Source organism: Streptomyces sp. HSS9-12 (genome assembly GCF_054963655.1).
Map to the genome: position 1 here is coordinate 18780 of NZ_JBUEGC010000063.1, position 12556 is coordinate 31335.

Genomic DNA, 12556 nt, shown 5'->3' on the forward strand with positions numbered 1-12556 from the left:
CTGACAACCCCTCTGCACCTCCGGATCACATGTTCACAAAACTCCGTCACCCGCCTGTGTCCGAGGAGGATCCCCCATGGCCGAATCACCGCTGCGGACGGTCAGTCACGATCTGCCCGTCTCACCCGAGTTGGAGGGATTCATGGCGGGCAGTTGGGCGCCGACCCCGCTGCCCGCCGGCATTCGGCTGCCCATGGCGGATCTCGCGTGCAATGTGAAATATTACTGACGTGCCCACGGGTAACTCCTCGGATCTCATCGTCGTCGGAGCGGGAGTTGTCGGCGCTGCCTGCGCCTACTACGCCTCCCGCTGCGGCCTCCGCGTCACCGTGATCGACCGCGGTCCCGTCGCGGCCGGGACCACGGGGGCCGGCGAAGGCAATCTGCTGGTCTCCGACAAGGCACCGGGGCCCGAGCTCGAACTCGCTCTCTTGTCCGCCCGGTTGTGGCGGGAGCTGGCCGAACGTCTTCCGTCGCGTATCGAGTACGAGGCCAAGGGCGGCCTGGTCGTCGCCTCCGGCGAGGCGGGAATGGCCATGCTGCGAGACTTCGCCACGGAACAGCAGCGGGCCGGCGTCACGGCGGACGAGGTTCCGGCGGACCGGCTGCACGACCTGGAGCCGCACCTCGCCCCCGGCCTGGCGGGCGGATTCCACTACCTTCAGGATGCTCAGGTCCAGCCCGCCCTCGGCGCCGCCCATCTGCTGCGCGCCGCGGCTGACCGGGTGCGCCCGCGGCTCGGCGAGGAGGTCACCGCGATCCTCACCGGCGCGAACGGCCAGGTGCGGGGCGTACGGACGCCGGCCGGGGATTTCCACGCCCAGTATGTGGTGAACGCCGCCGGAACCTGGGGCGGGGAACTGGCCCGGCTCGCGGGAGTGCACCTGCCCGTCCTGCCGCGCCGCGGCTTCGTCCTGGTCACCGAGCCGCTACGGCGCGTCGTACGGCACAAGGTGTACGCCGCGGACTACGTTGCCGGTGTCGCCGGCGACTCGGTGGCGCTCCAGACCTCGGCCGTAGTCGAAGGCACCCTGGCGGGCCCGGTCCTGATCGGCGCCAGCCGCGAACGCGTCGGCTTCGACCGGATGCTGTCGGTGGAGGTGCTCCGCCGCCTCGCGGCCCAGGCCACGGCGCTGTTCCCGGTCCTCATCCGGATGCGGGCGATGCGGACGTACGCGGGCTTCCGCCCGTATCTGCCCGACCATCTGCCCGCGATCGGCCCCGACCCGCGGGTCCCCGGACTGCTGCACGCCTGCGGTCACGAAGGTGCCGGGATCGGGCTCGCCCCGGCCACTGGGCTGCTCATCGCCCGACTGGTGACGGGCCGTGAACTGCCACTCGGCATCGGCCCGTTCTGCCCCGGCCGCTTCAGGACCCCGTCCGCTGCCCGAGAGGAGGCCTGCAGTGGCCCGTACCCCAGCCGACCTGGCCAGGGCCCGGCCTGAGCCGCCGTTCGAGATCACCTTCGACGGACGCACGCTCCCCGCCCTGCCCGGACAGTCCATCGCCGCCGTGCTCTGGGCAGCGGGCATCCTCGCCTGGCGCACCACGCGAATGGGTGGCCGTCCGCGCGGCGCCTTCTGCGGAATCGGGCAGTGCTACGACTGCCTCGCCACCATCAATGGAGAGCCCAACCGGAGGGCCTGTCTGGTTCCCGCCCGCCCTGGCGACACGATCACCACTCAGGAAGGACACGGTCATGCCGGGCTCGGCTGCTGATCCGTACGACCTGGCGGTCATCGGTGCGGGCGCCGCCGGTCTCGCCGGTGCCGTCACCGCCTCCGAACTGGGGCTTGGTGTCACTCTGGTGGACGCATCCCCCCAAGCCGGCGGCCAGTACTACCGGCATACCGCCCCGGCCCTCGGAGCCGTCCGACCGGAAGCCCTGCATCATGACTGGCCGACCTTCACCGATCTGCGCAGGCGCCTGGAGACGAGCGACATCACCCACCTCGCCGGGCACCATGTCTGGACCGTGGTGCGGGAGAGCGGCGATATGTGGGCGGTGCACGCCGTCACCGGCGCCGACGGCAACGGCGAGCGCCCGGTGTGCGTACGGGCCCGTGCGGTGCTGCTCGCAACCGGCGCGTACGAGCGGCAACTTCCCTTCCCCGGCTGGACCCTACCGGGTGTCGTGGGCGCCGGGGGCGCCCAGGCGATGCTCAAGTCCGGGCTCGTACTCCCGGGCAGGCGAGTCGTCGTCGCGGGCAGCGGGCCACTGCTGCTGGCCGTAGCCTCCTCGCTCTCCGCCGCCGGTGCTCGCGTTCCCGCGGTGGTCGAGGCATCCGGCTATCTGCGGTACGCGCGCCACCCGGGCGTCCTTGCCACCAACCCGCGCAAGCTGGGGGAGGCCGTCATGCACGGTGTGGCGCTGCTGTACCACCGGGTGCCGCTGCGTACCCGCAGTGCGGTCACCGAGGTGCACGGCACCGACCGGGTGGAGGCCGTCACCGTCTCCCGGCTTGACCCAGACTGGCGGCCGGTGCGGGGGACCGGCCGCCGTATCACCTGTGATGCGCTGGCCGTTGGCCACGGACTGGTGCCGCAGATCGAGCCCGCCACCGGGCTCGGGTGCGCCACCAGGCGCAGTGTCGACGGCACGCACGCCCTGGTCCTGAACGATCTCCAGGAGACCTCGGTGCCTGGCATCTGGGCAGCGGGGGAGACCGGCGGGGTCGGCGGCTCCGAGCTCGCGTGCGTCGAAGGCGAACTGGCGGGCATCGCGGTGGCCGCACGGTTGTCCGGGCGGCCCGCACTCGCTGGGAGCGCGCGGGTCCGGGAGCTCCAGCGGCGTCGCGGACGTATGCGTGCCTTCGCCGAGGCCATGGCCGCCGCACATGTCCCCGGCCCCGGGTGGACGGACTGGCTCGGTGACGACACAGACGTCTGCCGCTGTGAGGAAGTCCTCGCGGGCCGTATCCGCGAGGCCGTCGCCGACTACGGGGCCCGTGACGCACGTACCGTCAAACTCCTCACCCGCGCCGGTATGGGCTGGTGCCAGGGCCGTATGTGCGGGGCTGCCGTGGCCTGCCTCGCGGCCGGCGGAGGCGACGGGGGCGTGCCGCCGTCCGCCGAGCGCCGGCCGCTCGCCGTGCCCGTCCCGCTCGGGGTGCTTGGCTCGCTTGATCGGACCGCCGAGTCGGGGGCGACCGGTCCGAGCGACGACCAACCGGCGTGATTCCGCGCGTGGGTGCCGCTGTAGGGCCCGCACATGTCACACACCATAGAAGGGTTACCGGTATGACCGCGACAACCTGGAGCCACGACCGTCCCTGGCGCGGCATCATGGTCGCCACCGCGCTCCCGCTGCGCGAGGACCTCGCCGTCGACTACGACGCCTACGCCGAGCATGTCCGCCGGCTGCTCGCCAACGGCTGCGACGGAGTCGTGCCGAACGGATCCCTCGGCGAGTACCAGACGCTCACCGACGATGAGCGTGCCCGTGTGGTCCGTACGGCCGTGGAGGCGGCGGGCGACGGCGCGCGCGTGCTGCCCGGGGTCGCGGCATATGGCAGCGCCGAGGCCCGCCGCTGGGCGGAACAGGCCGCCGAGGCCGGTTGCGGCTCGGTGCTGCTGCTACCGCCGAACGCCTTCCGCGCCGACGAGCGTGCCGTACGGGCCCACTACGCCGAGGTCGCCAAGGCGGGGCTGCCTGTCGTGGCGTACAACAACCCGATCGACACCAAGATCGACTTGACCCCTGCCCTCCTGGCCCAGCTCCATGGCGCGGGGAGCATCGTGGCGGTGAAGGAGTTCAGCGGCGATGTGCGCAGGGCGTACGAGATCGCCGAACTCGCTCCCGAGCTCGATCTGTTGATCGGTGCGGACGATGTCCTCCTCGAGCTCGCGCTCGCCGGTGCCGTCGGCTGGATCGCGGGGTACCCGAACGCCTTCCCCGCCACCTGCGCCGAGCTGTACCACGCCGCCGTCGCCCGAGAGCTGGAGACGGCTCTGCCGCTCTACACATCGCTGCACTCGCTGCTGCGCTGGGACTCCAGGACCGAGTTCGTGCAGTCCATCAAGCTCTCCATGGACATCGTCGGCCGCCGCGGCGGCCCGACACGTCCGCCGCGCCTTCCGCTGACCGAGGAGATGGAGGCGGCGGTCCGGGCTGCCACCGAGAAGGCCGTCGCCGACGGTCACCGCTGACCGCTGGCCGCTGACCGCTGACCGCTGACCGCTGACCGCTGGCCGCTGAAAGGATGCCGCGTGCGTACCCGTCATGTCTTCCACACCGTCGACTCGCACACGGAGGGAATGCCCACCCGCGTAATCACCGGCGGCGTCGGGGTGATCCCCGGCGCCGGCATGGCCGAGCGCAGACGCCACTTCATCGAGCAGCTGGAACACCTCCGCACGCTGCTGATGTACGAGCCGCGTGGTCACGCCTCCATGAGCGGCGCGATCCTCCAGCCGCCAACCCGTCCCGATGCCGACTACGGGGTCCTGTTCATCGAGGTCTCCGGCGTGCTGCCGATGTGCGGGCACGGCGCCATCGGGGTCGCCACCGTCCTCGTGGAGACGGGAATGGTGCAGGTCAGCGAGCCCGTCACCACGGTCCGTCTGGACACCCCGGCCGGGCTGGTCTCCGTCGACGTACAGGTAGCGGAGGGCGCGGCGAAGTCGGTCACACTCACCAATGTGCCCGCGTTCTGCGTCGGTCTGGGGCGCAAGGCCGGGGTGCCCGGATACGGGCAGGTGACGTACGACCTCGCCTTCGGTGGCAACTTCTACGCTTTCGTCGAACTGGGCGCGCTGGGGCTGCCGTTCGACCGGTCCCGTAAGGAAGACCTGCTCGCCGCCGGTCTCGCCATCATGGACGCGATCAACGCTTCCGCCGACCGGCCCGTGCACCCCGAACGGCCGGAGATCGGCGGCGTCAAGCACGTCTATCTGGCTGCCCCTGGCTCGGACGCACACCGCTCACGGCATGCGATGGCCATCCACCCGGGGTGGTTCGACCGCTCGCCGTGCGGGACCGGCACCTCCGCCCGCATGGCGCAGCTGCACGCCCGCAGCGAACTCCCGCTCCACCGGGACTTCGTCAACGAGTCCTTCATCGGTACGGAGTTCACCGGCCGTCTGATCGGGGAGACGGAGGTCGGCGGGATGCCGGCCGTCGTCCCCACCATCACCGGCCGCGCCTGGATCACCGGCACGGCCCAGTACTTCCTCGACCCGGACGATCCCTTCCCCGGTGGTTTCCTTCTGTGACCGCCGCCGTATGCCGGGTGGTACAAGGGCCTGCCGTCGGCTCGCCGGAGCACCGGTGGGACACTGATCCCGATATGGCCGGGATCAGCCGGTCGACGGGGGTTGTGGAGGAGCAGGGTGACAGCCGATGCCGCCGGTTTCCAGGTGGCCACTGGGCACGAAGGTCCTTCGGCTCGGAGCGCCCCGGAGCGGGCGGCAGCGGTGCAGACCGCACTGGAGGGGCTGAAGCAGATTCGCCGACTGGTGAACACGCAGGCCACCGACCCGATGGCCGTGCCCGCGGCATGGGAGTGCCACCAACCGGTCCGCGCCGTGGCGCTCATCCTCGAGGCAGCCGGGATCACACCATCGGCGGTTGATCCCGACGGACAGCGCATCGCGACCGGGTACTGCGTAAGCCCAGCCGGACAACCCCAGGCGGCTCGGGTTGAGTGGCTGGGGCCGCCCGGCAGCGGAGCCGTATACCAACAGCAGGAGGCTCTGGGACGCTGCGCCGCAGCCCTTCGCTCGCTGGGCTGGCTGGCTCTGGAGTACCGCGGGCCGCGCCGGCACCGCTACCTGGAGGTCGAACCCCCGTGACCGTCCAGCGTGGTAGCGAAGCCTGGGTGGCCGCGGCAAAAACCGCGTGAACAGGCAGTGGCGCACCGGGAGTTCTCCAACGCGAGGCATGCCCTGCACAGTGGCTCCTGTGCAAACAACGTGACATTGTACGCTGGTGACCTGCTCGGGCACGAAGGGAAGCGCAACACCATGGGGCACCTGAAGCAGCGCAACCTCATCACTGCCAGGGAGCGCCTGCGCGACCAGGTCGCCCACGCCCTGCGGGCCGCCCTGATATCCGGCGAACTGCGCCCCGGCGAGGTCTACTCGGCGCCGGTGCTCGCCGAGGACTTCGGGATCTCCGCGACACCGGTGCGCGAGGCGATGCTCGATCTGGCCCGCGAAGGATTGGTCGAGCCGGTCCGTAACAAGGGCTTCCGGGTTACCGAGGTCAATGAGCGCGACCTCGACCAGTACACCGAGATCCGCACCCTGATCGAGGTGCCCATGGTCGGCCGGGTCACGCACACCGCGGACCGTAAGGATCTCGAGGATCTGCGCCCGGTCGCCGAGGAGATCGTGCGTGCGGCGCGCGACCACGACCTCATCGGCTATCTGGAGGCAGACCGCCAGTTCCATCTGTCCCTGCTCGCGCTCTCCGGAAACGAGCGGCTCGTCGAGACCGTGGGCGACCTGCGCAAGCGCTCACGTCTGTACGGGCTGACGGCCCTCGACGAGCGCGGCGAACTGATCCCCTCGGCCGAGGAACACCTCGAACTCCTCGACCTCATGCTGGCCGGCGACGCCAAGGGCGCCGAGACATGCATGGCCCGGCACCTCGGGCATGTGCGCTCGCTGTGGGCAAAGGGACGCGAGGAGCCGGATCCGGTGCCGGCCCAGCAGGGACCCAAGCGGAAGCTGGGTGCGGCCCGCTGAGGAGCAGCTCCGACCGGTGCCGATTGACGCGAGCCGCGCCTCCGGCCTGCTGCTCTGTACGTCTCGTGGCCCTGGTCGCCGAGCGGACAGCCGGGGAGGGCCGCGGGGCCCGTCCCGTAGGCTTGGCCGCTGGGTATACGCCCGATGTTGGGAATGTCGTTCATGAGCCAGAAGGAGGGGATATGCCGGTTTCTGGCGTGCTTGGACGGCTTGACGACCTGCTCGGCGAGGTGACCGCGGACCGGGGCGGGGTGCTGTGGAAGCTTGCCGTCGAGGGACGGCAGCTGGACGCCAACATGGTCCGTCTGGCCGCGGGTGCCAAGGTCGCTTCCCATGTCGAGCCGGACCTGGACGTGTTGCTGTACGTGACCAACGGGAGCGGGCAGCTCGACACGGACCATGGGCGGCAGAATCTCGAGCCGGGTTGCGTGGCCTGGCTGCCTTACGGCACCCGCCGCGCGCTGTCGGCTGGCGCCGACGGTCTGGTCTACCTCACAGTTCATCGCCGCCGCTCGGGACTTGCCATCCGCGGTGCCGCCGCGGCGGCAGGGGGCGAGCCTGCCTGCCTGATGAACCGCGTGTGCCCCGACTGCGGTCGCCTTGCACAGGAGCGCGATGCCCTTTACTGCAGCCGGTGCGGTACCGGCCTGCCGGGGGCCTGATCTCGGAGCGGACGGGTCGCGGTGAGGACGAGCGCGGCCCAGGACCTGTTGCGAAATACGCTGTTGTGCGCGGGCCGGCTCAGGTGCGGGCGCAGTCGGGGCACAGGCCCCGGTAGGTCACCTCGACGTCGGAAACGGTGAAGCCGAACCGCTCGGAGGCGGGGAGGTCGGCCAGTGGATCACCGCCGGGGTGGACGTCACGGATGGCGCCGCAGCGCGAGCACACCAGGTGGTGGTGGGGGCGGTGGGCGTTCGGGTCGTAGCGCTTGGCGCGGCCGTCGGTGGCCACCTCGATCACCTCGCCGAGCGAGACGAGCTCGCCGAGGGTGTTGTAGACGGTCGCGCGGGAGATTTCCGGCAGCCGGGCGGTGGCGCGCGCGAGCACCTCGTCCGCGGTGAGGTGGACGTGTTCGCCGTCGAGTACCTCAGCGACAACCCGGCGCTGGGCGGTCATCCGCCAGCCACGTCCGCGGAGCCGTTCCAGCAGGTCACTCATGGTCACCAGCCTAACAGTGCATCGTCTGACGAATGAATTCGTATGGATCTGGTTGCCGTATTGACTTGGACTTGGTCCATCGTAGGATCGGTTCCGGCGACAGCCAAGGGGCAGGACAACAGAAGGGAAAGCACGTGACGGTCCAGCAGACGGGTCCGCTCACCGCCGAGTCCGGTTGCCCCGGCTGCGGACAACGAGAACAGCGAGCAGGACGAGGCCGAGGTCATCTACCGGGGCCTGTGCCCTGACTGTTCCACCACCCGTAGTTCCTGAGGATCGTGATCCGCCTAGTCCGGAAGGATTCCCATGTCTGAGAACCATGATGCGATCGTCGTAGACGCGAAGCCGGAGGGCGGAGGTGGCTGCCCGGTCGCGCACGGGCGCGCCCCGCACCCGACTCAGGGCGGGGGAAACCGCCAGTGGTGGCCGGAGCGGCTCAACCTGAAGATACTCGCCAAGAACCCCGCCGTGGCCAACCCCCTCGGCGAGGAGTTCGACTACGCCGAGGCGTTCAAGACCCTCGACCTCCCGGCCGTGAAGCGGGACATCGCGGAGGTGCTGACGACCTCGCAGGACTGGTGGCCGGCCGACTTCGGCCACTACGGCCCGTTCATCATCCGGATGGCGTGGCACAGCGCGGGCACCTACCGGATCAGCGACGGCCGCGGCGGCGCCGGGGCCGGCCAGCAGCGCTTCGCCCCCCTCAACAGCTGGCCGGACAACGCGAACCTGGACAAGGCCCGTCGCCTGCTGTGGCCGGTCAAGAAGAAGTACGGCCAGAGCCTCTCGTGGGCCGACCTCATCATCCTCGCCGGCAACGTCGCCCTGGAGTCGATGGGCTTCAAGACCTTCGGCTTCGGCGGCGGTCGTGAGGACGTCTGGGAGCCCGAGGAGGACGTCTACTGGGGTCCCGAGACCACCTGGCTCGGCGACGAGCGCTACACCGGCGACCGGGAGCTGGAGAACCCCCTCGGCGCGGTCCAGATGGGCCTCATCTACGTCAACCCGGAGGGCCCGAACGGCAACCCGGACCCGCTCGCCGCGGCCCGCGACATCCGTGAGACGTTCCGCCGGATGGCGATGAACGACGAGGAAACGGTCGCCCTGATCGCGGGCGGCCACACCTTCGGCAAGACCCACGGCGCGGGCCCGGCCGACCACGTCGGCCCCGACCCCGAGGCCGCCCCGCTCGAGGAGCAGGGCCTCGGCTGGAGGAACTCCTTCGGCACCGGCAAGGGCGGCGACACGATCACCAGCGGCCTCGAGGTCACGTGGACGCCCACCCCGACGACGTGGGACAACAGCTTCTTCGAGACCCTGTTCGGCTACGAGTGGGAGCTGACCAAGAGCCCCGCCGGTGCCCACCAGTGGACGGCCAAGGACGGCGCGGGGGCGGGCACCGTGCCCGACGCCCACGACCCGTCGAAGAGCCACGCCCCGACGATGCTGACGACCGACCTCGCGCTCCGCGTGGACCCGGCCTACGAGCAGATCTCGCGGCGCTTCCTCGAGAACCCCGACGAGTTCGCGGACGCCTTCGCCCGCGCGTGGTTCAAGCTGACCCACCGCGACATGGGCCCGGTCGTGCGCTACCTCGGCCCGGAGGTCCCTGCCGAGACGCTGCTGTGGCAGGACCCCCTCCCCACGGTGACGCACGAGCTCATCGACGCCGAGGACATCGCCTCCCTCAAGGGTCGGATCCTCGCCTCGGGCCTCACGGTGTCCCAACTCGTGTCCACCGCGTGGGCATCGGCCTCCTCCTTCCGCGGCAGCGACAAGCGCGGCGGCGCCAACGGTGCGCGCATCCGCCTCGAGCCGCAGAGCGGGTGGGAGGTCAACGACCCCGACCAGCTGGCGACGGTGCTGCGCACCCTGGAGGGGATCCAGGAGGCCTTTAACGCCGCCCAGACCGGCGGCAAGCAGGTCTCGCTCGCCGACCTGATCGTGCTCGGCGGGTGTGCTGCCGTCGAGCAGGCCGCCAAGGACGCCGGCTTCGACGTCGAGGTCCCCTTCACCCCGGGCCGCGCGGATGCGTCGCAGGAGCAGACCGACGTGGAGTCGTTCGCCGCGCTCGAGCCGACCGCCGACGGGTTCCGCAACTACCTCGGGAAGGGCAACCGGCTGCCGGCCGAGTACCTGCTGCTCGACCGGGCGAACCTGCTGACCCTGAGTGCCCCCGAGATGACGGTCCTCGTCGGTGGCCTCCGCGTCCTGGGCGCGAACTACCAGCAGTCGCCGCTCGGCGTCTTCACCGAAACCCCCGGGTCGCTGACCAACGACTTCTTCGTCAACCTGCTCGACCTGGGCACGACGTGGAAGGCGACGTCCGAGGACGCGAACACGTTCGAGGGTCGCGACGCCGCCACGGGCGAGGTCAAGTGGACCGGCAGCCGTGCCGACCTCGTCTTCGGGTCGAATTCCGAGCTGCGTGCGCTCGCGGAGGTCTACGCGAGCGATGACGCGAAGGAGAAGTTCGTGAACGACTTCGTCGCGGCGTGGGACAAGGTGATGAACCTCGACCGGTTCGACCTCGTCTGATCATGACGTCCAGGTCGGCCCGCGTCGGCCGACCTGGACGTCCTCAGTTCCGAAGGATCTCGACATACGTCGGCAGGGTCACCCTGGAGCAGGGGGGCGAACCGGTGAGCGTGCCCTCCCGGTTAGCCGAAATGCCAGCGACTTGACGACCGCCGAAGGGCCTGCCTGACGACGTTTCCGCACGTCAGAGCCCCAAAGAGCGCGTTAAGGCACTGGCATTGCGGTGAGCCGGCCTCCGGACGGCACTGGGGGTACAGTCCCCAGAACGTGACATCGGCCTTGCCGACTCAGCCGTCCTCGCCCGTGAAGCAGCGGCTGCCTGACGCATTCACTGCATGGGGTGTCTTGTCGGCCCGCACCCGGCCCGGGCGGGGTCGATCGCGTGGCTCGGACTGCGGAGACTCACCCGATGCCCGGCCGGCCCACAGAAGTGCTGCACCTCTTGTCGATACGCAGCACCCCGTCCCGCCATCGCAGGCTGGGGTGCATGTCGGAGAACAACCGGCGTGCGCCACCCGTGGCCAGCTGCCGCGCACGGTAGGTGCCGTCGGCTTCCAGCACGAGTCGCAGCTGCGGCCACATCGGCATGAAGGCCAGGTCCCAGTAGTGCCGTAGAAGTTCGCAGATCTCGTCCCGGAGCCTGAGGACAGGAGCGTCACCGGGATCGGTGACCGCGCGCAGGTGAGCACCTTTGACGCGTGGACACTGACGGTGAGTCCTGGATGGCCGAGAGTGCTGCCGTGCTCAGCGTTCGAGACTCGAACACCGCGTGGCCGGACCGCCGAATCCTGCCCCCGGCGCGCGCGGCAGCACATCACGACACCGCCGGGCAGGAGCGGGGGACCCACTTGTGCCGTACGGACAGTACCCACCGGACGGCTAGGGGTGAAGCCGTGACAACCACGGCCGGGCCAATCTCCAGCCCGAACCCGACAGCTCACCTCGCAGGCGTTCGGAGTACGGAGCACACCTTGACGTCTGCAATCGGACGACACCGCGCCTCACGCCCGCAGCTCAACGAGCACAGCACATAGGCGGCGGCCAGACCTGCCGTCGATTGGACAGAAGCTGTGTGGAGACTCCACACGTCACCCGGGACCGATGTCCCGCCCCAGGTTCCGTGCGCTGATCGGCTGCGCCCGGATTCTGTGCGCAGGTGGTGAAGGGATGCGCCGCGGACTGGTGCGATTACTGTCGTAGACGGGGGACATTCCGTCATACGTGGGTGAGCGCGCGACCGGTGGCGAACAACGCATTCACGGCGGCGAGCCTGGCGCGGACGTAGCCGTTGTCGGCACGACAGGCCCGCATTTCAGTGTGGAGCCGTTGCTGCCGAAGAGATGTTGTCCCGTGGCTGCGCACCAGCACTTCACCGCCCGGGCTGCATGACCCCTACCCCACTTGTTGGATACCCCCTTGCCCAATGGGCAATAGCCTGCCGCTCCCTCTCGGCAGCAGGAGGAGAACTGATGAGACCCTTCGCGTTGGACTACGCCCGCCCGGCTGTGAACCCGCCCGTCACCGTGCCTTACACGTACGACCCCGCACAGCAATTGAATGTCCTGCCCGACGGGCGACTGGCGATCAGCGACCGCGCTCTGCTGCTGGCAGCCGGCACCACCGCTTCCACCGCCGGTTCCAAGACGCACTTCGACGACTGACGGTCCCCGTTATGACAGTGCTCGTCCTGACCTGTGCAGAGGACGTGACAGCGGACTTGGTGGTGTCCGCGCTGTACGACTCAGGCGTTCCCGTCGTACGCCTGGATCCCGCCGACCTTCCCGGCGAGGTCGCCCTGTCCTCGGAATATGTCAAAGGCGACTTCTACGGTCACTTATCGGTCGGTGGCCGTGTGGTGAGCATGAACAGTCTGCGCTCGGTCTGGATACGGAGGCCCGGCCGCCCCGCGGCTCACGCAGCCCATCAATCCGAGTGGCTCACGGCCGAGTCCGCACAGGCCCTTTACGGAACGCTGCAGTGCACAACGGCGCGCTGGATGAATCACCCGGTCGCCGCCGCGCAGGCCCGTCACAAACCGTGGCAGCTCCGTATCGCGCAGCAATGCGGCTTTGCCATGCCGCCCACGCTGATCACCACCTTTCCGCAGGTTGCACGGGAGTTCGCCGCACAGTACTGGGACCTCGTCGTCAAGCCGGTCTCTGGGGCGCAT

At 69.8% G+C, this 12556-nt stretch carries 14 protein-coding genes and 1 riboswitch; of the genes, 12 read left to right on the plus strand and 2 right to left on the minus strand.

The annotated features are described in order from the left end of the window. Positions 1 to 76 precede the first annotated feature (76 nt). From ACY34J_RS25815 to ACY34J_RS25855, 9 genes are all read left to right on the plus strand, one after another. On the plus strand, positions 77 to 229 hold the full coding sequence (locus tag ACY34J_RS25815; RefSeq protein ID WP_462729017.1) for a hypothetical protein: 153 nt from the start codon (positions 77 to 79) through the stop codon (positions 227 to 229). A gap of 1 nt (position 230) precedes the next feature. Then, on the plus strand, positions 231 to 1445 hold the full coding sequence (locus tag ACY34J_RS25820; RefSeq protein ID WP_462729018.1) for an NAD(P)/FAD-dependent oxidoreductase: 1215 nt from the start codon (positions 231 to 233) through the stop codon (positions 1443 to 1445). Next, positions 1405 to 1719 carry a (2Fe-2S)-binding protein gene (locus ACY34J_RS25825; RefSeq protein ID WP_462729019.1) on the plus strand — a complete coding sequence of 105 codons (315 nt, stop codon included), beginning with the start codon at positions 1405 to 1407 and terminating at the stop codon, positions 1717 to 1719. The genes ACY34J_RS25820 and ACY34J_RS25825 overlap by 41 nt, the downstream gene beginning before the upstream one ends. Continuing rightward, positions 1700 to 3178 (plus strand): FAD/NAD(P)-dependent oxidoreductase, encoded by a 1479-nt coding sequence (locus tag ACY34J_RS25830; RefSeq protein WP_462729020.1) that lies wholly within the window; start codon positions 1700 to 1702, stop codon positions 3176 to 3178. The genes ACY34J_RS25825 and ACY34J_RS25830 overlap by 20 nt, the downstream gene beginning before the upstream one ends. A 62-nt stretch (positions 3179 to 3240) precedes the next feature. After that, the gene (locus ACY34J_RS25835; protein WP_462729021.1) at positions 3241 to 4149 is read left to right on the plus strand and encodes a dihydrodipicolinate synthase family protein; all 909 of its coding nucleotides are present in this window, start codon (positions 3241 to 3243) and stop codon (positions 4147 to 4149) included. Positions 4150 to 4209: 60 nt separating this feature from the next. Next, positions 4210 to 5214, plus strand: a complete 1005-nt coding sequence (locus ACY34J_RS25840; RefSeq protein WP_462729022.1) for a proline racemase family protein — start codon at positions 4210 to 4212, stop codon at positions 5212 to 5214. Positions 5215 to 5331: 117 nt separating this feature from the next. Further along, complete coding sequence (locus ACY34J_RS25845) at positions 5332 to 5793, plus strand: hypothetical protein (protein ID WP_462729023.1); 462 nt, start codon at positions 5332 to 5334, stop codon at positions 5791 to 5793. A 171-nt stretch (positions 5794 to 5964) separates the two neighbouring features. Continuing rightward, positions 5965 to 6690, plus strand: a complete 726-nt coding sequence (locus ACY34J_RS25850; protein ID WP_462729035.1) for a GntR family transcriptional regulator — start codon at positions 5965 to 5967, stop codon at positions 6688 to 6690. 182 nt (positions 6691 to 6872) lie between these two features. Continuing rightward, positions 6873 to 7352: a cupin domain-containing protein gene (locus ACY34J_RS25855; protein ID WP_462729024.1), complete on the plus strand. Its 480-nt coding sequence runs from the start codon at positions 6873 to 6875 to the stop codon at positions 7350 to 7352. Between the two features lie 79 nt (positions 7353 to 7431). Here ACY34J_RS25855 and ACY34J_RS25860 read toward each other — a convergent pair whose 3' ends face one another. Further along, positions 7432 to 7848, minus strand: coding sequence for a Fur family transcriptional regulator (locus ACY34J_RS25860; RefSeq protein WP_462729025.1), 417 nt, complete (start codon positions 7846 to 7848; stop codon positions 7432 to 7434). Positions 7849 to 8154: 306 nt separating this feature from the next. On the opposite strand from ACY34J_RS25860, the gene katG reads away from it, so the two are divergent. Further along, entirely contained in the window at positions 8155 to 10386 is a 2232-nt protein-coding gene (gene katG, locus ACY34J_RS25865; RefSeq protein WP_462729026.1) for a catalase/peroxidase HPI, read from the plus strand. Positions 10387 to 10788: 402 nt separating this feature from the next. Here the strand turns inward: katG and ACY34J_RS25870 are convergent, their stop codons facing one another. Continuing rightward, positions 10789 to 10974: a hypothetical protein gene (locus ACY34J_RS25870; RefSeq protein WP_462729027.1), complete on the minus strand. Its 186-nt coding sequence runs from the start codon at positions 10972 to 10974 to the stop codon at positions 10789 to 10791. Between the two features lie 225 nt (positions 10975 to 11199). Continuing rightward, positions 11200 to 11353, plus strand: a riboswitch (cyclic di-AMP (ydaO/yuaA leader). A 502-nt stretch (positions 11354 to 11855) separates the two neighbouring features. On the opposite strand from ACY34J_RS25870, the gene tgmA reads away from it, so the two are divergent. Next, positions 11856 to 12047: a putative ATP-grasp-modified RiPP gene (gene tgmA / locus ACY34J_RS25875; protein WP_462729028.1), complete on the plus strand. Its 192-nt coding sequence runs from the start codon at positions 11856 to 11858 to the stop codon at positions 12045 to 12047. Positions 12048 to 12058: 11 nt separating this feature from the next. Further along, on the plus strand, positions 12059 to 12556 hold a 498-nt coding region (locus ACY34J_RS25880; protein WP_462729029.1), incomplete at its 3' end, for an MvdC/MvdD family ATP grasp protein.

Coding starts and splice junctions, on each gene's coding strand:
- ACY34J_RS25870 (WP_462729027.1), bottom strand. CDS start 10,974: ATGCCGATGTGGCCGCAGCTGCGACTCGTGCTGGAAGCCGACGGCACC.
- ACY34J_RS25830 (WP_462729020.1), top strand. CDS start 1,700: ATGCCGGGCTCGGCTGCTGATCCGTACGACCTGGCGGTCATCGGTGCG.
- katG (WP_462729026.1), top strand. CDS start 8,155: ATGTCTGAGAACCATGATGCGATCGTCGTAGACGCGAAGCCGGAGGGC.
- ACY34J_RS25855 (WP_462729024.1), top strand. CDS start 6,873: ATGCCGGTTTCTGGCGTGCTTGGACGGCTTGACGACCTGCTCGGCGAG.
- ACY34J_RS25835 (WP_462729021.1), top strand. CDS start 3,241: ATGACCGCGACAACCTGGAGCCACGACCGTCCCTGGCGCGGCATCATG.
- ACY34J_RS25815 (WP_462729017.1), top strand. CDS start 77: ATGGCCGAATCACCGCTGCGGACGGTCAGTCACGATCTGCCCGTCTCA.
- tgmA (WP_462729028.1), top strand. CDS start 11,856: ATGAGACCCTTCGCGTTGGACTACGCCCGCCCGGCTGTGAACCCGCCC.
- ACY34J_RS25860 (WP_462729025.1), bottom strand. CDS start 7,848: ATGAGTGACCTGCTGGAACGGCTCCGCGGACGTGGCTGGCGGATGACC.
- ACY34J_RS25850 (WP_462729035.1), top strand. CDS start 5,965: ATGGGGCACCTGAAGCAGCGCAACCTCATCACTGCCAGGGAGCGCCTG.